Below are 20,981 nucleotides of genomic sequence, written 5' to 3' on the forward strand. Positions count from 1 at the left end.
TGCCGAGTTCCCATGCATCTACAGTAGTTTCTCTGGCAACATCGGTGTTTTTACTGAAAGGAGCTGCTTCCATAGAATTTGCCATAGCTATGGTATTTTCAGGGATAGTTCTGTATGATGCGACAGGAGTAAGAAGACAGGCAGGAAAGCATGCAAAAGCACTGAATACACTTGTAGACAGTATAGAAAAAAGAGACGGAATCGAGATAATCAGTGAAGAATTTAAAGAGTTTTTGGGACACACCCCTCTTGAAGTGTTTTGGGGATGTATATTGGGAATAGTCGTAGGGATATTATTTAAAGGGTATATATCAGGATAATTAACAGACTTCCAATAGTTAAAATAATATAAAATAAATAGAAAAATAAGAATTGTGTTTTATCATTTAAGTTACTATAATTATCAATTTCAGTTTAAAAAGGAAAATTATGAAAAAAAGACTGGATTTAATTCTTGTGGAAAGGGAAATTTTTGAAACAAGGGAAAAAGCCAAAAGGGAAATAATGGCGGGCAATGTCATTGTAAATGAACAGACAGTTACTAAAGCCGGTACAAATTTTAATGACGATGAAAAAACTGTCATAAGAATAAAAGACAAGCTGAAATATGTCAGTCGTGGAGGGCTAAAGCTGGAAAAAGCTATAAAAGTATGGGAGCTTGATTTTTCGGGAAAGACAGTCCTCGATATAGGTGCGTCTACAGGAGGATTTACAGATTGTGCATTGCAGAATGGTGCTAAAAAAGTATACAGTGTAGATGTAGGAACAAACCAGCTTGACTGGAAACTGAGAAACGATGAAAGAGTAGTTTCCATTGAAAATATGCATATAAAAGATTTAGAGCCAGAAAATCTAAAAAACGAAAAAATGGATTTTATCGTTATTGATGTGTCATTCATTTCATTGACAAAGGTCATTCCTTATTTGAATAAATTCCTGAATACCGAAGGAAAAGTCATAATGCTCGTAAAACCTCAATTTGAAGTTGGTAAGGAAAAAATAGGAAAAAATGGTATTGTAACGGAAGAACAGTATCATGACGAGGCAATAAAAAAAATAATTTCTTTTATTAAAGATAATAGTTATAAATTGATAGGTGTAGAAGAATCACCTATAAGAGGAACTAAAGGAAATAAAGAGTTTTTAATGCTGATTATATCGAATTAAACAAAATTTAGGAGGAAATTGATGAAAAAGAACAAACTGCTGTACCTGATATTAGGATTTATACTGATAAGTATACCGGTATTTTGTACTGCTACAATAATAAAATCTGCAAGAAACGATAAAAATAGCAACGCCAATTATTCCAAAGATGTTGCTGAACTGAACAGAATAGTCGACGTTATCAACATTATTGATAATAAATTTGTCGGAAAGGAAACACCTAATAAGGATGAACTTTATAAAGCAGCTGTAACAGGAGTGGTAAACAGACTGAACGATCCTTATTCCGAATATCTGTCCCAGGAAGATTTGAAAAACTTTTCCGAGGATATGGAGGGAGAATATGTAGGCGTAGGAATGAGTATCCAGAAGAAAAAAGGGGAAGCTCTCGAAGTAACATCACCTTTCATAGGAAGTCCGGCGGAAAAAGTGGGAATAAAAATCGGAGATAAGATAACGAAAGTAGACGATAAGGATATATTGCCTCTTACTGCGAATGAAACGGTAAAACTACTGAAAGGTAAAGAAGGAACCAAAGTCAATGTCGAAATTGTCAGAGCGGGAAGAAAAGAACCGTTAAAATTAACTATGACAAGAGCAAAAATAAAACTTGAAACTGTAGAAAGCAAAATGCTTGATAACGGAATAGGGTATGTGAGTCTGTTAAGATTTGGAAATCATGCAGGAGCGGAAGTTCAAAAAGCTATAGAGGGACTTCAGAAACAGGGAATGAAAGGACTTATTTTAGACCTCAGATTAAATCCGGGAGGTTCTTTGCAGGAAGCACAGGATATCTCATCGCTATTTTTAAAACAGGAACTTATAGTTTCATTGAAATATAAAGACGGTCAGGAGAAAAAATATAACAGAACGGGTAAATATCTTGGAGATTTTCCTTTGGTAGTATTAGTAAATAAAGGTAGTGCTTCCGCTTCGGAAATAGTTACAGGAGCGATAAAAGACTATAAAAGAGGTACAATAATAGGTGAAAAAACTTTCGGTAAAGGAATTGTACAGCAAGTTTTACCTTTGAGAACAGGAGATGCTGTAAAACTGACTATCGCTCAATATTTTACACCTAAAGGAAATTATATCCATGAAAAAGGAATAGAGCCTGATATAAAAGTCCCTATGGAAGAGTTGCTTGCACTGAAAGGATATACAAATGATTCCGAACAGGCAAGAAAAAACAGGGAAAAAGAAGTCGAAGAAATACTCATAAAGGAAAAAGGAAAAGAAGAAGCTAAAAAAATCATAGCTGCGGGAGATGTACAGCTAAAAAGAGCAATAGAAGAAATGAATAAAAAACTCGGAGTTAAAAAATAATCAGATAAAATAAGTAATCACAGGAGAAAAAAATGTTTTATGTTGTCGGTACACCGATAGGAAATTTGGAGGATATAACATTCAGGGCGTTAAAAGTTCTGAAAGAAGTAGATTATATATTTGCCGAAGATACCAGAGTAACCAAAAGGTTGCTCAATCATTATGAAATAGAAAAAACGGTGTACCAATATCATGAACATAATAAATTTCATCAAATAGAAAATATTTTGAATTTATTGAAAGATAATAAAAAAATAGCTTTGGTAACGGATGCAGGGACTCCCTGTATCTCCGACCCGGGCTTTGAGCTTGTAAATGAAATATTGAAAAAAAACATAAAAGTAACAGGAATTCCGGGAGCTTCTTCAATAATAACAGGAGGGAGTATCTCGGGACTTGATATGCGGAGAGTTGCCTACGAGGGATTTCTTCCGAAAAAAAAAGGCAGACAAACACTTTTTAATAAACTGAAAGAGGAAGAAAGAACTATAATTATACTCGAGTCTCCTAATAGAATACTGAAGACTTTAAAGGATATAAAGGAATATTTAGGGGAAAGATATGTAGTGATTACAAGAGAACTCACTAAAATATATGAGGAAATTATAAGAGGAAATGTTTCTGAAATTATAGAAAAACTCGAAAAAAAATCTATCAAGGGAGAAATAGTTTTATTTATAAGGGCATTGGATGATGACGGAATATATTTGAAAAAAGAAGTAGAAGGAGAATAAAATGAATATAAACTGGTATCCCGGTCATATGAAAAAAACTAAAGATTTGATAGTGGAAAATTTAAAAATAATAGATTTAGTTATTGAAATATTGGATGCGAGAATTCCGTTATCGAGTAAAAATCCCGATATATCGGAACTAGCTAAAAATAAACAGAAAATAGTTGTGTTAAATAAGCTGGATTTAGTTGATACTAAAGACTTGAAAAAATGGGAAGATTATTTTCTCGAAAATAAAATGTCGGATTATTTTGTTGCCCTCAGTGTGGAAAAAGGTACAAATTTTAATGAACTGAGAAAAATAACGGACAGCATTTATTCAGAGAAACTCGAAAAAATGAAAAAAAAGGGGCTTAGAAAGACTGAACTGAGGACAATGATAGTAGGCATACCTAATGTCGGAAAATCAAAATTCATTAATAAATTTGTCAATAAAAATAAGGCAAAAGTTGGAAACACTCCCGGGTTCACAAGGGGAAAACAGTGGATAAAAATAAATGATAAATTGGAACTGCTCGATACACCGGGTGTTCTATGGCCTAAATTTGAAGACGAAAATACAGCATTTAATCTTGCTATAACAGGCTCTATAAAAGATAATGTTCTGCCTATAGAAGAAGTGGCGATGAAATTTTTTGATAAATTAAAAATTTTAAATAAGATAGAGGACATTGTAAAAGTGTATGACCTTGAAGAATACATAGAAGATAAAAATATAAAAGAAATGGAAAATCATAAAATACTTGAACTGCTTGAAAAAAGACTGGGCATTTCCAAAAATGGGGAACATAGTTATGATACGATAGCAAGAAGAGTGCTGAAAGATTACAGAAGCGGAAAAACAGGGAAGTTTTTTTTGGAACTGCCTGAAAGAGATTGAAAGTATTTGGTATAAAAGGAGAAAATATGAGAGTAGGAATATTTTCCGATACATACAGACCTCAAGTAAACGGTGTTGTAAGCTCAATACTGACATTGGAAAAAGAATTAAGAAAAAAGGGGCATAAAGTCTATATTATAACTACGACAGACCCTGATGCACCGACTGTCGAACCTAATGTTTTAAGGATACCGAGTGTGGAATTTAAACCATTACCCCAGTATAGACTGGGAATGCTGTATTCTTCTAAAATAATAAAAAAAATAAAAAGACTGGAACTTGATATAATACACTCCCAAACTGAATGGGGAGTAGGAACTTTTGCAAGATTTGCCGCAATAAATTTGGAAATACCGTTAGTCCATACATATCACACTCTTTATGAATATTACACTCATTATGTAACAAGAGGACATTTTACAGTTCCTGCAAAAAAACTTGCAGCTGCAATAAGTAAATTTTACTGTGAAAAATGCAATGCCCTCATAGTACCTACAAGAAAAGTTGAGGATATACTTTATTCTTATGATGTGGATAAAGATATGAATATAATTCCTACGGGAATAGAACTGGATAAATTTTACAGGGAAAACTATACGGATGAAGAAATCAGGTTTATGCGGGAAAATTTTGGAATAAAAGACACTGATTTTCTATGTGTTTACATAGGAAGAATAGCAAAAGAAAAAAGTATTGATGTACTAATAGATATGTTTTCAAAAATAACCGATGAAACTTACAAGTTTATGATAGTCGGTAGAGGGCCTGTAATAGAGGACTTAAAAGAACAGGCAGAAAAGCTTGGAATAAATGACAGAGTTATTTTCACAGGAGAAGTGCCTCACGATAAAGTTCCTGTTTATTATCAAATGGGAGATGTATTTTTAAACGCAAGTATTTCAGAGACACAGGGATTGACTTTTGTTGAGGCTATGGCTGCAAAGACTCCTGTAAATGCAAGATATGATTTAAATCTGGAAGATTTACTTGTGAAAAATGAGGCGGGTCTTGTTTACAAAGATGAGGAAGAATTTATAAATAATATAAAATTGTTGAAAGAGAATAAGGAATTTAGAGAAAAAATAATAGAAAATGCCTACAATGTATCACAGGACTTTACAGCTGAAAAATTTGGAGACAGAGTAGAAGCAGTCTATAAAAAAACAATAGAGGAGTATGATAGTCGTGAAAGTTTTACTATTTTCAGAGGGGAAAAGTACATTCAGCAGATCAGGCGTTGGGCAAGCATTAAATCATCAGGTAGAAGCCCTTGGAGCAAATAATGTGGAGTACACTCTAAATCCTGACGATGATTATGACATCGTCCATATAAATACATTAGGGGTAAAATCATGGAAAATGTTGAAAAAAGCAAAGAAAAAGAAAAAACCGGTTATTTACCATACTCATACTACTTATGAAGATTTTAAAGGAAGTATCCATTGGAGTAATCAGCTTGCTCCGATAATAAAATTTTGGGCAAAAAAATCCTATAATGGTGCAGATTATCTTATTTCTCCTTCAGAGTATACGAAAAACCTTATAAGCAAAAAATATTTAAAGAAAGAAAAAGAAATAAGAGTTATATCAAATGGTGTAAATATTAATATTTTCAAAAAAAGTGAAGAACTGAAAAAAAAGTTTTTAACTAAATATAAAATCAATAAACCGCTTATAATAACTGCGGGATTGCCTTTTGAAAGAAAAGGAATAAAAGATTTTGTGAAATTAGTTGAAAGATGCAGTGATTATCAGTTTTTATGGTTCGGTTCATCAAGTATAAAATCAATGCTTCCTAAAAAAATACAGAAAATAATAGAAAATCCTCCTAAAAATCTTGTTTTTCCGGGATATGTGGAAAAAGAAGAGCTTATAGGAGCATTTAGTGCGGCAAAACTGTTTTTGTTCATGACTTATGAAGAAAATGAGGGAATAGTCGTATTGGAAACTTTTTCATCAAAACTGCCTTTAGTAGTTAGAGATATTCCTGTTTATGAAGATTGGCTAAAAGACGGGATAAACTGTTTTAAAGCTAAAAATAATGACGAATTTTATAAAAAAATAGTAAATATTGTCAATGAAAAAGTAAAAAATATGGATGAAATAATAGAAAATGCCTACAATATCGCAAAAGAAAGAGATTTAAAAAATGTAGGATTACAATATAAAAATTATTATGAATATATCCTTGGAAAATAAAATATTCCATACTGATTTCAAAAAGTTGGACATATTTGATTTTAACTTGTAAATAAGGATTGACTTCTGTAAGAAGCAGGAGCCAATCCTTATAATTTTTTCTCTATATCTTTTATTGTTATAATAATATATATAATTAAATAATATAATAATTTTCCATTGTTTCCTTTAATTCTTCTAATATTCTGTATTTTCATCCCTATTCTGTTCTATCTTTCGGTATTTACTATAAAATTTCGATTAGTAATAAATTATAATCAGTATTGGAAAAAATCAAAACATTCATTTAAATTTTTTATTACTTTGAAAATCTCATAATAAAAAAATTAAAAATATACAACCCAACGGAAAACACAAGTTAATAAGGGATTTATAAGGGAAATGATGTACAATTAAGCAAATAAAGCAGTTACCAATTTAATAAATTTAAAATAAAACGGAGGGATATAAAATAATGAAAAGACTGATTTTGTTCATATTTCCGCTTCTAACTGTATTAGGCTTTTCTGCCCACGATAATAAAGAAGCCGAAGAAAAAATAAAAAAAGAAATAGAAAAAATTATGATTTATCATAAGACAGGAGGGAAAGAAGAAAGAGAAAAACTCCTGATAGCAAACAGACTGGACAGAGACTCTGTAGGTTATTTTATAATGAACAGTATCGGAGAGATAATGACGGAAGGACACAGAAAATCGGAATACAAAATAAACAATATCCGTGTTGATGGAAATGAAGCAGTTATTATCATAGATTACAGAGGTCCCGATTTGAGACAGGAAGCCGAAAAGTTTCGGAAAAATTTTGAAAAATCTCCTGAAATAAACGAAAAAATCAAAAAAATGTCAAAAAATGACTCAAAAAAATATTTTGCAGAAGAGTTTGAAAAATATATGGTAAAAGAATTAAAAAATGGAGATGTTAAATATTACAATAAAAAAGGAATGAAACTAAAAGTAAAAAAAGTGGGAAATTGGGATAAAATTAATCTGGACAGTGATTTTATGAATATGTTATCTTTCGGAATAATGGATAAATTTCACTCCATTGCAGGACTATAACAAATAGAAACTCTTAAGAAAAAATTTTATAATAAAGCATAACGCAAAAAATAATAAAAAATAATATAAAAAATATACATATAATTTCTATGAGCAAAATTGAATAATATAAAATTAGGCAACCTTTAATAATAAATATATATTCTCGAATAATTTCCATAGAAAATAAAAAAATAGAAAAAAATTATTGACAAAAATAATAAAAAATGGTAATATAACATCTGTCCGATAGAATAAAGAAAGTCGGTGCATGGCGCAGTCCGGTAGCGCACCTGCCTTGGGAGCAGGGGGCCGCAGGTTCGAATCCTGCTGCACCGACCATTATTTTGTACTAATTTTATAATATTACCTTTCTTGCGGGAGTAGCTCAGTTGGTAGAGCGTCAGCCTTCCAAGCTGAATGTCGCGAGTTCGACCCTCGTCTCCCGCTCCATTTTATTTATAAGAACAATTTGGTTATAAATATTATGGTGACCGTAGTTCAGTTGGTAGAGCGCCAGTTTGTGGCACTGGTTGTCGCGGGTTCAAGTCCCGTCGATCACCCCATTATGAGCCATTAGCTCAGTCGGTAGAGCACATGACTTTTAATCATGGTGTCACTGGTTCGATTCCAGTATGGCTCACCATTAAAATAAACCACTAAAAAATATATAATTTAAAGAATATATAATCATATAAAGAATGCGAGAGTGGCGAAATTGGTATACGCACTAGACTTAGGATCTAGCGTCTACGACATGAGGGTTCGAGTCCCTCCTCTCGCACCATTTATAAAATAAGAAATAATTCTGAACAAATAACCTAAATAACCTAACAATCGTAATTAACTTTGCGATATTTCATAGTAAAAATAACCTAATTGACAAGAGCGTGTTTCCTAAAATGCTCTTTTTTTATAAATTTTATATGGAAAGGAGAAAGAGGATATGGAATATTTGAAACAAAAAATACTCAAAGAGGGAAAAATAAAAAGAGAAGGAGTCTTAAAAGTTGATTCTTTCTTAAATCATCAGCTGGATGTAATATGTTTGAATAAAATTGGGGAAGAATTTAAAAAAGAGTTTTCAGATGTAGAAATAACAAAGATTTTGACAATTGAAGCTTCAGGAATTGCTATTGCTGTAATAGCTGCCCAATATTTCAATGTTCCTGTTGTTTTTGCCAAAAAGACTGAAAGTAACAATCTGGACAGCTCCGTCTATGAAAGTGAAGTCTATTCCTATACGAAAAACAGGAATTATAAAATAAGAGTATCCGAAGATTATTTGAATAAAAAGGATAAAATCCTTATAATTGATGATTTTCTGGCAAACGGATCAGCCGCTTTGGGACTGATTGAACTTATAAAATGTGCAGGAGCCGAAGTTGTAGGAGTAGGAATTGTAATAGAAAAAGCATTTCAGAATGGCGGGAAAAAATTAAGAGAAGACTGTATCAATTTGCATTCTTTAGTCAGAGTGGCTTTTGATAACGGAGAAATAATATTTGTATAAATTATTCTGTGTGGGAGCGATATAAAATCAGCATATTCTTTCTAAATACAGAAATGAAATTTGTTTGTAAGAAAACTTTCATTTTAGGATAAATAGAAATTTTTCTACAGAGTAAAAAGATAGTCTACCGATTTTATAATATATGAAAGAAATAGCAGAATTTTAGAAAAGAGAAATAACACAGACTGTGTTAAAGTTAAATGTAATAAAAAAACAATTTTCAAGTGTTTTGTCGAGAGTTTTAATAAAAGAAAAAATATACTTTAAAGTAAAAAAAGACCTTGCAGTTAGACAAAGTCTTTTCTTAAGGAAGTTATGAAGAAAAAAGTTAATTTCTACTTTTATTAAATATATAATAAACGAAAAAACTTAGAATAAACTTAGTATTTCATATTAAATGATTTATAAAAACTTAAAAAAATATTATTTTGATTTAAGATTGAAGATTATTAAGAAAATAAGCGGATAAAATTTAATTTATTGAGTTGGAGAAAAATGGAAAAATTGAAAAAAAATGAAAAAAAACGAAATGTTAAAATAATTTATCAATATGACGGCAGTAAATTTTATGGATTTCAAAGACAAAAAAATAAAAAAACGGTTCAGGGAGAAATTGAAAAAATCATCTTTAAAAATTTTGCACAGAAAATAAATATGATTTCATCAGGTCGAACAGATAAGGGAGTTCATGCTTTAGAGCAAGTATCAAATTTTTTTATTGATAAAAAAATTCCTTTAGAAGTTGTAAAAAGACAAATTAATAAAAATATGTATGGTGAAATTAAAGTTTTATCTGTAGAAGAAACAAATGATGAATTTAATTCAAGATTTGATGCGAAAGACAGAACATACTTATATATAATGAAAAAAGATGATGAAATAACTCCTTTTGAAGCAAGTTACATAACAGGAATAAAAGATAATATAGATATTGAAAGTTTTCAGGAAATAATGAATATATTTAAAGGGAAGCACGATTTCAGCAGTTTTATGAAAAATGACAGAGCAATGAGAAATACGGTAAGGGAAATTTATAAAATAGAATGCAGATACGAAGAAAAAGAAAGAAAAACTTATATTGAAATATGCGGAAGCTCTTTTCTGAAAACAATGATAAGGATTATGATAGGTTCAGCTTTGGCGGTATATTTTAAAAAGAAAGATAAGGACTATATAAAAATGAAATTGGAAAATCCGGATAAAAATCAACATAAAATACTTTCATCGGCTCAGGGGCTTTATCTTTATAAAATCAATTATTAATTTTCGGAAAGGAATAAAATGGAAAATTTTTATATAAGGGAATTGGATGCTGAAAAAGATACGGAATTGCTGTTTGATATAGTAGCACATGAAAATATAGTGTTTGGAGAAGCTTCCGTAGGAAACTGGAATATAAAGCCCTTTGCAAAATATGGAAAAGTTTTTGCAATGCTATATAAAGAAGAGGAAAAGGAAACTTTAGTTTCAGTAATTGAAGTTTTGAGAAATTTTGAAGGGAACAAAGGGTATCTGTATGGAGTTTCTGCTGTTCCTAAATATGAAAGACAGGGGCATACAAGAAAATTGCTCGAATATGTGATAAATTATCTGTTAAAAAACAATATAGATATTATTGAACTCACAGTGAGTGAAAATAATGAAAGAGCTATAAATATGTATTTAAAATCCCGATTTAAAATAGTAAAAAAATTAAAGAATGAATACGGAAATGACGGTCAGAGATATTTGATGAGATATACTAAAAATACAAAATAAAAAAATAGAATTAATAAATAATATATAAAATAATATATATTAGAATATGTATCATCAAAATATATATTCTAAAAATTGATTTAAATGAATTGGCAACTTAATATTTAAAATATGTATTATCAAAATATGCGTTTTGATAATAAAAGCAAAAAAAATAATTGACAAGTTTTGAGATACATTATAAAATTAAAATGAATACAAATTTATAAGATTATTTTATATGATATTGAATAAATTAAAATCGGGAGGAAAAATGTATATAGAAAATATAGGAGAATACTTGAAAAAAAACGGTATAAAACCGTCCATACAGAGAATAAAGATATTTGAATATCTGCTGGGTCATCACACTCATCCTACAGTTGATGATATATTTCAAAGTCTTTCGGTTGAAATTCCTACTTTATCCAAAACTACGGTTTATAATACCTTAAATATTTTTGTTGAGAATCATATTGTACACGAAGTGATAATTGAAGAAAATGAAGTAAGATACGATGTTGAAACGGGAACTCACGGACATTTCAAATGTAAAGTCTGTGAAGATATTATTGATTTTGATGTGGATTTATCGAAACTTGATTTGCAAAAATTGGGAAATGTAGAAATTGAGGAAACGCACTTTTATCTCAAAGGAACATGTGCCAAGTGTCTGAAAAAAGAAACTGAAAGTAGAAGCAGTTAGAATTTATCATTTATCTAATGATAAATTTATTGCAACATTGGTAATTTATTGATATAATAAAATTACTTGTAAATAAAATTAGGAGGAGAAATGTCAGTAAGAAAACATAAAAGTACCATTAAAGTAATATCAATTGTTTTAATTTTAGCTTTTGCAGCATCAATGATATATGCAGGATGGGCTTTTCTTAAAAATAATGTGTTTGTCGAACACAGAAAAGTTATAGCAGAAGTAAATGGAGAAAAAATTTATGCAGAGGAAATTGAAAGAAATTATTCAGATTTTGAATCAAGACTCAATTCTGTAGTTGCTCAAAGAAAACAGCAAATAGCCCAGTTAGGTGGAGACCCTAACGGATTTAAAAATCTGCCTGAAGAAATCATAAGAGAATATACGTTGAAGAACCTAATTGACCAAAAATTACTCTTGTCTTCGGCTAAAGATTTAAAAGTAAAAGTGAGCTCGGCAGATGTAAATAAAATAGTCGAAGATACTCAGAAACAGCAGGGAGGAAAAGAAGCTTTTATACAGTTCCTGACTATAAACGGGTACAATTTGACAACTTTTAAGGAACTTGTAAAAAATAATCTTTTATTTGAAAAAGTGAGTGAAAAAATACAGAGTTCATTAAAAATTAGTGATGATGAATTGAAAAAGACTTATGAAAGATATAAATATTTTAATTTTCAGGACCAGACTTTTGAAGAAGCTAAGGAACAGATAACTCAAAGCTTGGAAGATGAAAACGCACAGATGCTTTTCAGCTCACATTTAGCTAAAGCATGGAAAAATGCAAAAATAAAAGTGAAAAATGACGACACTAAAAATATTGATTATAAAAAAATGTATGAAAACATCACAAGAACGGTAGTCGAAAAAGACGGATATAAATTTGACGGAGCTTCTTTAAATGAAAAAATCGTAACAATGTTTATCAGATCCGAAAAAGGTTATGATAAATCATTGGAGGAAGAGGCTAAGAAATCATTGCAGGCTGATTTGGATAAATTGCTGGAAGTAGCTAAAAAAGCCAAAGCGGCAGGATTGAAAGCATCTCCTGAATTTGTAGGAATACAGGAACTGAACGATTATGCGAAAAAATATTATAATTATTTAATAGATACTTATAAACCTACTGAACAGGCAATGCTTGAAAGATTTAATTCGAAAAAGGATACTTATAATATTCAGAATACTATTGCAGGACAAGTCGTAGGAGATTATTTTCAAGCTTCTCAGGCTGATATTGCAGAACTCAAAAAAAGAGCCGATGAAATAATGAAAACAATAACTAAAGAGAATTTTGCACAGAAAGCCAAAGAACTGAGTCAGGATCCCGGATCAAAAGAGAATGGCGGACAGCTTGGAGAAGTAGATTTGACACAGTTAGTTCCTGAATTTGCAGAAGCAGTCAAAAAAGCTGAAAAAGGTAAAATTACAGGACCTGTAAAAACAGAATTTGGATACCATATTATATATGTTGAAGATAAAGATGCCTCAAATGAAAATAAGGCAAAAGTAAGCCATATTCTTATTACTCCTACCGTATCGGAAGCTACAAAACAGGAAATAATCAAGAAAATGAAGAGTTTAAAAGATCAGATTATTGCTAAAAAAGTTACATGGCAGCAGGTAAATACTCAGGATAAATATAAATTTGAAGTGAAAGAACAGTTTAAAAAACTGACTAAATCTCAGGCTATTCCAGGAATAGGGAAATTTGATTCCGAATTAAGTAACAAATTATTTGAATCAAAAGTCGGAGATATACTTGAACATCAGACTGAATACGGATATTTCCTGTTGAGTAAAATTTCTGAAATACCGTTTAAAGAAGTTACATTTGAACAAGTCAAAGAAAGAATAAGACTGGAGCTTGCTTTTGAATATGTAAATGAAGAAGTTGAAAAATAAAAAATAAAATTTTCTTTTGAAAATAAATAGACATTGTGATATAATCAAAATGTAAATTTAAATAAAAAAAATGGAGGTAATTACAAATGACTAGAATTGAAGATATCTATGCAAGAGAGATACTTGATTCAAGAGGAAACCCGACTGTTGAAGTGGAAGTTTTCTTGGAAGGCGGAGCTATGGGGAGAGCATCTGTACCGTCAGGGGCATCTACAGGAGAACACGAAGCAGTTGAACTTAGAGATGGCGACAAATCCAGATACTTGGGAAAAGGTGTTTTAAAAGCAGTTGAAAATGTAAATACAGTTTTAGCTGAAAATCTAATCGGAATGGATGCTTTAGATCAGGTTGCTATTGATAAAGCTATGATAGAGTTAGACGGAACACCTAACAAAGGAAAATTGGGAGCAAATGCTATACTTGGAGTTTCATTGGCAGTGGCAAAGGCAGCGGCTAATCAGTTAGGAATACCTTTATACAGATATTTAGGCGGAGTTAATGCGAAAGAATTACCTGTTCCTATGATGAACATTCTAAATGGAGGATCTCATGCGGATTCTGCTGTTGACGTTCAGGAATTTATGGTACAACCTGTAGGAGCAAAAACATACAAAGAAGCATTGAGAATGGGAGCTGAAATATTTCATCATTTAGGAAAATTATTAAAAGCTAACGGAGATTCTACAAACGTAGGAAACGAAGGAGGATATGCTCCTGCTAATATTAACGGAACTGAAGGTGCATTGGATATTATCTCTAAAGCTGTTGAAGCAGCAGGATACAAATTAGGAGAAGATATTACATTCGCTTTGGATGCTGCATCATCTGAATTTGCTACAAAAGAGGGAGATAAATACGTTTATACATTCAAGAGAGAAGGCGGAGTAGTAAGAACGTCAGAAGAAATGGTAGAATGGTATGCAGGATTATGTGCTAAATATCCTATTATTTCCATTGAAGACGGTTTAGCAGAAGATGACTGGGCAGGATTCAAATTATTAACTGAAAAATTAGGTAAAAAAGTTCAGTTAGTAGGAGACGATTTATTTGTTACAAATACTGAAAGATTATCAAGAGGAATTAAAGAAGGAATTGCAAATTCAATATTAATAAAAGTTAATCAAATCGGTACATTGACAGAAACTCTGGATGCTATCGAAATGGCTAAAAAAGCAGGATATACGGCAGTAGTATCTCACAGATCGGGAGAAACTGAAGACGATACTATAGCAGATATAGCAGTTGCTACAAATGCAGGACAAATTAAAACAGGTTCCGCTTCAAGAACTGACAGAATGGCTAAATATAACCAATTATTAAGAATTGAAGATGATTTGGCTGATGAAGCAGTTTATGAAGGAAAGGCAGCTTTATACAATATTTATAAATAATGAATTAAACATAATGAAATTATTTCAAAAATAAAAAAATTTAATAGATACAATGTAAAAATATATTTATTTATTCGCTAAAATTCTACTGATTTAAAATAATTATTTACTAAGAAAAAGTCAAAAACTCGTATATGGTTCAAATAAATGATTTTTTCTGAAACTCGTGTTCTATTTTAAATCATGGAATTTCAAAGAATTTATGAATATATTTTTTTATATATACAGTTTTCTATTTTAAATTTCTGAAATATGGTTTCATATTAATATATTGTTTTTATATACAAATATTTCTTGACAATGAAATTGATTTATATTACAATGAAACAAGCAAACAACTTAAATCAATATAAATTGAAAGGAGAATAAAAATGACAGAAAGAAAAAATATAGTTACATTCAAAGGAAATCCTGTAACATTAGTTGGGGAAGAAGTAAAAGTGGGGGATAAGGCTAAAGATTTTACAGTTTTATCAACAGATTTAAAAGAAATAAAATTAAGCGACTATAGAGGTAAAGTTGTAATAATATCAGTATTTCCGTCGATTGATACGGGAGTATGTGCTTTACAGACTACAAGATTTAATCAGGAGGCGGGGAAATTTCCTGAAGATATCCAATTATTGACTATTTCGGTGGATTTACCTTTTGCATTGAGCAGATTTTGTGCAGATAAAGGAATTAAAAATGCACTGACGACATCGGATCATAAAGAGCTTGATTTCGGATTAAAATACGGTTTTGTAATTAAAGAATTGAGACTTCTTGCCAGAGGAACTGTGATTGTGGATAAAGACGGAACGGTAAAATATGTAGAATATGTTTCGGAAATTGGGGAACATCCTGATTATGATAAAGCACTGGAAGTAGCAAAATCATTAGTATAATTAAAAAAGACTATTTTAAAGAATAGTCTTTTTTTAAATCAATTGATTATTGTTGCTGAATTTTTGGAGATTGTGCCAGAGTTACAGTTACATTCATTGTTTGAGCATTTCTTATTATTCGAAGTTCCACTGTTTCTCCTGCTTTTTTAGCAGCCAGCTCTCCTATGAATGCCCCCGCGGAATTCACAGCTTTTCCGTTAACAGCAATTACAACGTCTTGAGGTCTTAGCCCGGCTGCTTCTGCCGGAGACCCCTGAACAACTTGAGCTATATAAACTCCATTTCCTGATTTAATATTTAGAGTTTTTATTTTTTGAGAGTCTAAATTTTCCAAGTACAGTCCTACATAAGGTCTTTCGAATTTTCCGGTAGCTATTATAGAATCTTTAACAACAGATGCCAGATTTGAAGGAATGGCAAATCCCAAACCTACACTTCCTCCTGATGTGGAAAGAATGGCAGTGTTGACACCTATAACTTTTCCGCTGATATCGACTAACGGACCTCCGCTGTTTCCCTGATTTATCGCAGCATCTGTCTGAATAAAGTTTTCTATTTCTTCAATTCCTAAGGAGCTTCTTCCGGCAGCACTTATAATACCTACTGTCATAGAATCGTTTAATCCCAAAGGATTACCAAAAGCTATTGACCATTGACCGATTTCTATTTTATCGGAATCGGCAAACTGAAGAGGTTTAAATTTTTCATTGGAATCTATTTTTAAAACAGCAATATCCACTTCAGGAGAAGTACCTATAAGCCGTGTAGGATATTCTCTACCGTCAGTAAATTTAACATAAATCTCATCGGCATTATTTACAACATGATTGTTTGTAACGATATATCCGTCTTCCGAAACTACAAATCCTGAACCTAAAGACCCTGATTCTCTTTTTTCCTGTCCTCCTGAATTTCCGAAGAGAAGTTCTTCCAAAGGATTGTATGTATTTACTACTACAGTTTTTTTAGTTCTTATATTTACAATAGAGTCTTTGGCTTCCTTGTATACATTTATGAATGCTCCTTGAGTTTCTAAAGCATTTTTATTATGTTTTTCTATTTCTTTCTGAGAAATCGAAATATCTTTTTTATTATCAGTAGTTTCATCCTTTTTTTGTTCTAAAGGATTGGAGCAGCTTAAAATTATTGATAACAATAACGTAATTAATATTTTACTTTTTTTCATTGTATTTTCCTCCTTAATCTGTTCTAATTAGAATAGTGTAAATAAGTTAAATTAAATATTGTTATGAATTGTCTTTGTATTAGCTTTAAATTAAAAAATAACTCTATGTTTGACATTTACAGGGATAAAAGTTATAATATATAATCTATAAGTAGGGAGAAGTTATGATAAAACTAATTTTATTGGATGTTGACGGTACGTTGACTGACGGAGGAATATATCGGGATAATAACGGTAAAGAATTTAAAAAATTTAACGTAAAAGACGGGTATATTATTATTAATGCACGAAAATTAGGAATAGATTTTGGAATAATCACAGGCAGAAAATCAGAACTTGTAAGAATAAGAGCCGAAGAACTGAAAATAAAATATTTGTATCAGGGAATTTCTGAGAAAGTCCCTATTTTAGAAGAATTAATGGAAAGTCATAATCTAAAAAAAGAGGAAATTGCCTATATGGGAGATGATTTGAATGACCTCGGTATAATGAAAAAAGCGGGATTAAAAGGAGTTCCTCAGGATGCAGTATCCGAAGTAAAAGACATAGCTGATTTTGTGTCGTCAAAAAAAGGTGGAGAAGGCGCGGTAAGAGAATTTGTGGAGTTTATATTGAAAAAAGAAGAAAAATGGTCAAAATTTTTAGAAAATGTAAAATAATATCCAAGAATATTAATGCTAATATAAAAACAATTATTTAGGAGGAATAATGGGAATAAAGTACTTAGATGCCAAAAGACTTAGAGTGATTTTAATGGGTGGCGGAAAATGGGTAATAAAGCATGAGGATATGTTAAATGAATTGAATGTCTATCCTGTTCCTGACGGAGATACAGGAAGTAATATGGCTATGACTTTAAATTCGATGATAACTGAGCTGGAAAATAGTACCAATGAAAAAACTCCTATGGAAGAATTGATAAGTATAGTTGAAGAAGCTGTATTAATGGGTGCCAGAGGGAATTCAGGAACTATACTTTCTCAAGTTATTACAGGTTTTCTTAAAGGAATTGGAAATAAAATAAAATTACTTCCTCTTGATGTCGCGGAAGCTATTGAAAGTGCCAAAAAAACTGCATACGGTGCGGTAAGTGAACCTGTAGAGGGTACAATGCTTACAGTTATAAGAAAAATAGCAGATAAGGCTATGGAAATTGCTCCTAATATGGATGACCTTGTACTGTTTTTAAAAGAAATAACGGAAGAAGGAAATAGGGCGGTTGAAGAAACTCCGGAATTATTGCCTAAACTCAAGGAAGCCGGAGTTGTAGATGCAGGAGGAAAAGGGTTATTCTTCCTTTTCGAAGGATTTTATAAAGTAGTAACTGAATTAAATCTAATAGCTGAATTACAGAAAGCACAGGTTAAAGAAAATGAGTTTGATAAAACAATAGCAAACATAGACCATGACCCTGAAAGTATAAAATTCCAGTATTGTACTGAATATATAATACTGAATGGTGAATTTGACGTGGAAGAATATAAGAGAAGAGTTTTGGAATTAGGGGATTCTGCCGTATTTGCCCAAACGTCTAAAAAGTTTAAAACTCATATTCATACAAATCATCCGGGAAAAGCTATGGAAATTGCACTTGAATATGGTCCTCTTGAAAAAATGAAAGTGGAAAATATGAGATTGCAGCATGATAATTTGCAAATTTTTAGTGAAAAAGATGAAGCGAAATTATTTAAAAATAATAGAATAAATAAAACTGAAAATGCTTACATTATTATTGCCGATTCGGAAAATCTAAAAGATGAATTTCTGAAAGAAGGAGCAGATGTAGTAATTCTCGGAGGACAAAGTAAAAATCCGAGTGTACAGGAAATCTTATCGGCAGTGGATAAAGTTGATAAAAATAATATTTATGTATTGCCTAATAATAAAAATGTTATTACTACAGCAAAACTTGCTGCCGAAAAATCAGAAAAAAATGTGATAGTCTATGAAACAAAAACGATGCTTGAAGGATATTATTGTCTGAAAAATAGGGAAGATGAGATAGAAGAAATAAAAAATAATGCTCATAGAAACTATTCAATCGAAATAACTAAAGCTGTTAGAGATACAAAAGTTGATAATCTTATAATAGAAAAGGATAACTTTATAGGACTGGTAAACGGAAAAATCAAATATACGGATTCATCACTAAAAGAACTGATTAATACAATGCTGTCTGAACTTGTAACATCTAACACCGTAAAAGTAGTAATATCTGAAGGAAATGAAAAAGATGAGGAAATAAAACAGTTAATTCTAAATAAATTGGAAAATATAAAAACAACTTATATTAAAGGAAATCAGGAAAATTATTATTATTATATATACATCGAAAATAAAGACCCGAATATGCCTGAAATAGCAATACTTACGGATTCTGTATCGGATTTATCCAAAGAAGATATAGAAGGATTGCCTATAAAAATAGTTCCATTAAAAATAGATATAGACGGAGAGGTATTTAAAGACGGAGAAGAAATCTCAAAAACAGAATTCTGGAAAGATATGATAGAAAAAGATTTGACTATAAAAACTTCTCAGCCGTCTCCTCAGGAATTCCTGAATGCTTATAATAAATTATTTGAAAAAGGATATAAAAAAATAATTTCCATACATCCTTCGGCAAAATTCAGTGGAACATTACAGGCTGCGAGAGTCGGAAGATCGCTCACTAACAGAGAAAATGATATAGAACTTATTGACAGTACGGGAGCTTCTCTTCTTGAAGGTTTTTTGGCAATGGAAGCAGCAAGAAAATCCATAAAAAGAGAAAGTTTCGGAGAAATTGTAAATTGGGTAAATTCTTTTAAAAACAAAGGAAAACTGTTAATAGTTGTGCCTGATTTAAAATATCTCGAAAAAGGTGGAAGAATAGGAAAGGCAAGCTCTGTAATAGCAGGAGCATTACAGTTGAAACCTATATTGACAGTAAGTCAGGGAGAAATAACTGTAGAAAAAAAAGTACTGGGAGAACGTAATGCCCAAAAATACATCGAAAAATATATAAAAGATGAAAGTAAAAAACAAAGTCTTATAGTGTTTACAGGCTGGGGAGGCGGACCAAATGAACTTGAGAGTATAGTAAAAATCCATTCAGAAATAGGAGAAAGTTCAAGAATAAGTTTCCCTATACTGAACAGACAGGTTGGAGCAGTTATAGGAGCACATGCGGGACCTGTTTATGGAGTATTTGTATTCCCGAGATTGAGCTAAAATTATGAAGAAAGATTATTGAAAAGAGGTTTTGCTTTTGAAGTTTATAGTTTTTGAAGAAATAAATTCTACTAATGATTATTTAAGAAAAAATAACGGATTGGAAGAATTTGATGTAGTAATAGCGAAAAGACAGACAGCCGGGAGAGGAAAAAGAGGAAGAGTGTGGCTCTCTAATGAGGGGGCTGCACTCTTTTCTTTTGCGGTAAAAGACAAAGAGGCTTTGCAGGATAAAATAACAATTTTCAGCGGATATGCAGTATTCAAAATTTTAAAAAAATATATAGATATGACTTTTGGAAATGAAGAAAATTCAAAAAAGCTCAAATTCAAATGGCCCAACGATATATATTATGAAGATAAAAAAATATGCGGTATTCTGTGCGAAAAAATAAGAGAACGAATAATAATCGGTATAGGAATAAATATTAATAATAATGATTTTGGAATATTTGAAGAAAGAGCGATTTCTCTTTTTCAGATATGTGGAGAAAAATATTCTGTCGAGAATATAATAAAAGAAATTGTAACTTTCTTTGAAGAAAAATTCAAGAATGTAAATAAAGAGTGGGAAAATATATTAGAAACAATAAACGAAAACAGTTATCTTAAAAATAAAGTAATTAAAATAAAAAAAGAAAAACAGCTTGGAGAAAAAGCATACAAATTTTTAAGAATAGACAGAAGTGGAAGAATTTGTATAATAGGAAAAGGTGATACCGAAGAACTGCAATTTGAATCTCTTGATTTTGAAGTAATACTGTAATCTCAAAATATCGGATTAGTAATAAAAAATATAGCAAGAAATATATAATCAAGAAATATATAATTAAATTTTTTACTTCCAAAATATATTTTATATACAAAATTGAAGAGATACAAAATCAAAGAAAAGTATTAAGAAAAAAACAAAAGATAAATAGGACAGAAAGGACACAATATATAGTATTTGGGAAGGGAAGAGTAGAAGATATATAGTGCGTATAGGGAGTAATGAGAGGATAAAGGAGTAAAAGGGGGGGTAAAAAAAAAGGAAAAAAAGATAAAAAAAGGTATTGACAAAAGGGAATAAATTTGGTAATATAATTT

General features: G+C 30.9%; 19 protein-coding genes and 5 tRNA genes. 23 read left to right on the forward strand and 1 reads right to left on the reverse strand.

What is annotated here, in order from left to right:
* The 20 genes from ACO5J6_RS08840 to tpx form a co-directional block, all read left to right on the forward strand.
* The coding region (locus tag ACO5J6_RS08840; protein ID WP_485643488.1) for a divergent PAP2 family protein at positions 1-320 on the forward strand (320 nt) is incomplete at its 5' end.
* 109 nt (positions 321-429) lie between these two features.
* Entirely contained in the window at positions 430-1,167 is a 738-nt protein-coding gene (locus ACO5J6_RS08845) for a TlyA family RNA methyltransferase (protein ID WP_485643490.1), read from the forward strand.
* A 21-nt stretch (positions 1,168-1,188) separates the two neighbouring features.
* Complete coding sequence (locus ACO5J6_RS08850) at positions 1,189-2,493, forward strand: S41 family peptidase (RefSeq protein ID WP_485643491.1); 1,305 nt, start codon at positions 1,189-1,191, stop codon at positions 2,491-2,493.
* A gap of 32 nt (positions 2,494-2,525) precedes the next feature.
* Positions 2,526-3,227 (forward strand): 16S rRNA (cytidine(1402)-2'-O)-methyltransferase, encoded by a 702-nt coding sequence (gene rsmI, locus ACO5J6_RS08855; RefSeq protein WP_485643492.1) that lies wholly within the window; start codon positions 2,526-2,528, stop codon positions 3,225-3,227.
* A 1-nt stretch (position 3,228) separates the two neighbouring features.
* On the forward strand, positions 3,229-4,107 hold the full coding sequence (gene ylqF / locus ACO5J6_RS08860; RefSeq protein ID WP_485643494.1) for a ribosome biogenesis GTPase YlqF: 879 nt from the start codon (positions 3,229-3,231) through the stop codon (positions 4,105-4,107).
* Between the two features lie 26 nt (positions 4,108-4,133).
* Positions 4,134-5,390, forward strand: a complete 1,257-nt coding sequence (locus ACO5J6_RS08865; protein ID WP_485643496.1) for a glycosyltransferase family 4 protein — start codon at positions 4,134-4,136, stop codon at positions 5,388-5,390.
* The gene (locus ACO5J6_RS08870) at positions 5,284-6,306 is read left to right on the forward strand and encodes a glycosyltransferase family 4 protein (RefSeq protein ID WP_485643498.1); all 1,023 of its coding nucleotides are present in this window, start codon (positions 5,284-5,286) and stop codon (positions 6,304-6,306) included. Before ACO5J6_RS08865 ends, ACO5J6_RS08870 begins: the two co-directional genes overlap by 107 nt.
* 454 nt (positions 6,307-6,760) lie before the next feature.
* A complete protein-coding gene (locus ACO5J6_RS08875; protein WP_485643500.1) occupies positions 6,761-7,366 on the forward strand; it encodes a hypothetical protein in 606 nt (201 codons plus the stop codon).
* Between the two features lie 244 nt (positions 7,367-7,610).
* Positions 7,611-7,687: transfer RNA gene (locus tag ACO5J6_RS08880), tRNA-Pro, on the forward strand.
* 35 nt (positions 7,688-7,722) lie between these two features.
* Positions 7,723-7,798 (forward strand) — tRNA-Gly (locus tag ACO5J6_RS08885).
* A gap of 37 nt (positions 7,799-7,835) precedes the next feature.
* Positions 7,836-7,911: transfer RNA gene (locus tag ACO5J6_RS08890), tRNA-His, on the forward strand.
* A gap of 4 nt (positions 7,912-7,915) precedes the next feature.
* A tRNA-Lys gene (locus ACO5J6_RS08895) sits at positions 7,916-7,991 on the forward strand.
* 57 nt (positions 7,992-8,048) lie between these two features.
* Positions 8,049-8,132: transfer RNA gene (locus tag ACO5J6_RS08900), tRNA-Leu, on the forward strand.
* Between the two features lie 159 nt (positions 8,133-8,291).
* Entirely contained in the window at positions 8,292-8,858 is a 567-nt protein-coding gene (locus ACO5J6_RS08905; RefSeq protein WP_485643502.1) for a xanthine phosphoribosyltransferase, read from the forward strand.
* Between the two features lie 495 nt (positions 8,859-9,353).
* Positions 9,354-10,121 (forward strand): tRNA pseudouridine(38-40) synthase TruA, encoded by a 768-nt coding sequence (gene truA / locus ACO5J6_RS08910; protein ID WP_485643503.1) that lies wholly within the window; start codon positions 9,354-9,356, stop codon positions 10,119-10,121.
* Positions 10,122-10,139: 18 nt separating this feature from the next.
* Positions 10,140-10,616: a GNAT family N-acetyltransferase gene (locus ACO5J6_RS08915; RefSeq protein ID WP_485643505.1), complete on the forward strand. Its 477-nt coding sequence runs from the start codon at positions 10,140-10,142 to the stop codon at positions 10,614-10,616.
* A gap of 253 nt (positions 10,617-10,869) precedes the next feature.
* Positions 10,870-11,301, forward strand: a complete 432-nt coding sequence (locus ACO5J6_RS08920) for a Fur family transcriptional regulator (protein ID WP_485643507.1) — start codon at positions 10,870-10,872, stop codon at positions 11,299-11,301.
* Between the two features lie 90 nt (positions 11,302-11,391).
* Positions 11,392-13,215, forward strand: coding sequence for a peptidylprolyl isomerase (locus ACO5J6_RS08925; protein WP_485643509.1), 1,824 nt, complete (start codon positions 11,392-11,394; stop codon positions 13,213-13,215).
* Positions 13,216-13,301: 86 nt separating this feature from the next.
* The gene (eno, locus tag ACO5J6_RS08930; protein WP_485643511.1) at positions 13,302-14,606 is read left to right on the forward strand and encodes a phosphopyruvate hydratase; all 1,305 of its coding nucleotides are present in this window, start codon (positions 13,302-13,304) and stop codon (positions 14,604-14,606) included.
* 371 nt (positions 14,607-14,977) lie between these two features.
* Positions 14,978-15,493: a thiol peroxidase gene (gene tpx / locus ACO5J6_RS08935; RefSeq protein ID WP_485643512.1), complete on the forward strand. Its 516-nt coding sequence runs from the start codon at positions 14,978-14,980 to the stop codon at positions 15,491-15,493.
* A gap of 46 nt (positions 15,494-15,539) precedes the next feature.
* Here tpx and ACO5J6_RS08940 read toward each other — a convergent pair whose 3' ends face one another.
* Positions 15,540-16,679, reverse strand: coding sequence for a S1C family serine protease (locus ACO5J6_RS08940; RefSeq protein WP_485643514.1), 1,140 nt, complete (start codon positions 16,677-16,679; stop codon positions 15,540-15,542).
* Positions 16,680-16,843: 164 nt separating this feature from the next.
* Here ACO5J6_RS08940 and ACO5J6_RS08945 point away from each other — a divergent pair, with 164 nt between their 5' ends.
* From ACO5J6_RS08945 to ACO5J6_RS08955, 3 genes are read left to right on the forward strand one after another with little or no spacing between them, the layout of a single operon-like run.
* Positions 16,844-17,338, forward strand: a complete 495-nt coding sequence (locus ACO5J6_RS08945; protein ID WP_485643516.1) for a KdsC family phosphatase — start codon at positions 16,844-16,846, stop codon at positions 17,336-17,338.
* Positions 17,339-17,387: 49 nt separating this feature from the next.
* On the forward strand, positions 17,388-19,892 hold the full coding sequence (locus ACO5J6_RS08950; protein ID WP_485643518.1) for a DegV family protein: 2,505 nt from the start codon (positions 17,388-17,390) through the stop codon (positions 19,890-19,892).
* 37 nt (positions 19,893-19,929) lie between these two features.
* Positions 19,930-20,658 carry a biotin--[acetyl-CoA-carboxylase] ligase gene (locus tag ACO5J6_RS08955; RefSeq protein ID WP_485643520.1) on the forward strand — a complete coding sequence of 243 codons (729 nt, stop codon included), beginning with the start codon at positions 19,930-19,932 and terminating at the stop codon, positions 20,656-20,658.
* The last annotated feature ends 323 nt before the right edge of the window (positions 20,659-20,981 follow it).

This window comes from Pseudoleptotrichia sp., assembly GCF_057270515.1.

Coding starts and splice junctions, on each gene's coding strand:
- ACO5J6_RS08875 (WP_485643500.1), top strand. CDS start 6,761: ATGAAAAGACTGATTTTGTTCATATTTCCGCTTCTAACTGTATTAGGC.
- ACO5J6_RS08865 (WP_485643496.1), top strand. CDS start 4,134: ATGAGAGTAGGAATATTTTCCGATACATACAGACCTCAAGTAAACGGT.
- ACO5J6_RS08950 (WP_485643518.1), top strand. CDS start 17,388: ATGGGAATAAAGTACTTAGATGCCAAAAGACTTAGAGTGATTTTAATG.
- truA (WP_485643503.1), top strand. CDS start 9,354: ATGGAAAAATTGAAAAAAAATGAAAAAAAACGAAATGTTAAAATAATT.
- ACO5J6_RS08945 (WP_485643516.1), top strand. CDS start 16,844: ATGATAAAACTAATTTTATTGGATGTTGACGGTACGTTGACTGACGGA.
- ACO5J6_RS08845 (WP_485643490.1), top strand. CDS start 430: ATGAAAAAAAGACTGGATTTAATTCTTGTGGAAAGGGAAATTTTTGAA.
- ACO5J6_RS08940 (WP_485643514.1), bottom strand. CDS start 16,679: ATGAAAAAAAGTAAAATATTAATTACGTTATTGTTATCAATAATTTTA.
- ACO5J6_RS08850 (WP_485643491.1), top strand. CDS start 1,189: ATGAAAAAGAACAAACTGCTGTACCTGATATTAGGATTTATACTGATA.
- ACO5J6_RS08870 (WP_485643498.1), top strand. CDS start 5,284: ATGATAGTCGTGAAAGTTTTACTATTTTCAGAGGGGAAAAGTACATTC.
- ACO5J6_RS08905 (WP_485643502.1), top strand. CDS start 8,292: ATGGAATATTTGAAACAAAAAATACTCAAAGAGGGAAAAATAAAAAGA.
- eno (WP_485643511.1), top strand. CDS start 13,302: ATGACTAGAATTGAAGATATCTATGCAAGAGAGATACTTGATTCAAGA.
- ACO5J6_RS08920 (WP_485643507.1), top strand. CDS start 10,870: ATGTATATAGAAAATATAGGAGAATACTTGAAAAAAAACGGTATAAAA.
- tpx (WP_485643512.1), top strand. CDS start 14,978: ATGACAGAAAGAAAAAATATAGTTACATTCAAAGGAAATCCTGTAACA.
- ylqF (WP_485643494.1), top strand. CDS start 3,229: ATGAATATAAACTGGTATCCCGGTCATATGAAAAAAACTAAAGATTTG.
- ACO5J6_RS08925 (WP_485643509.1), top strand. CDS start 11,392: ATGTCAGTAAGAAAACATAAAAGTACCATTAAAGTAATATCAATTGTT.
- ACO5J6_RS08915 (WP_485643505.1), top strand. CDS start 10,140: ATGGAAAATTTTTATATAAGGGAATTGGATGCTGAAAAAGATACGGAA.
- rsmI (WP_485643492.1), top strand. CDS start 2,526: ATGTTTTATGTTGTCGGTACACCGATAGGAAATTTGGAGGATATAACA.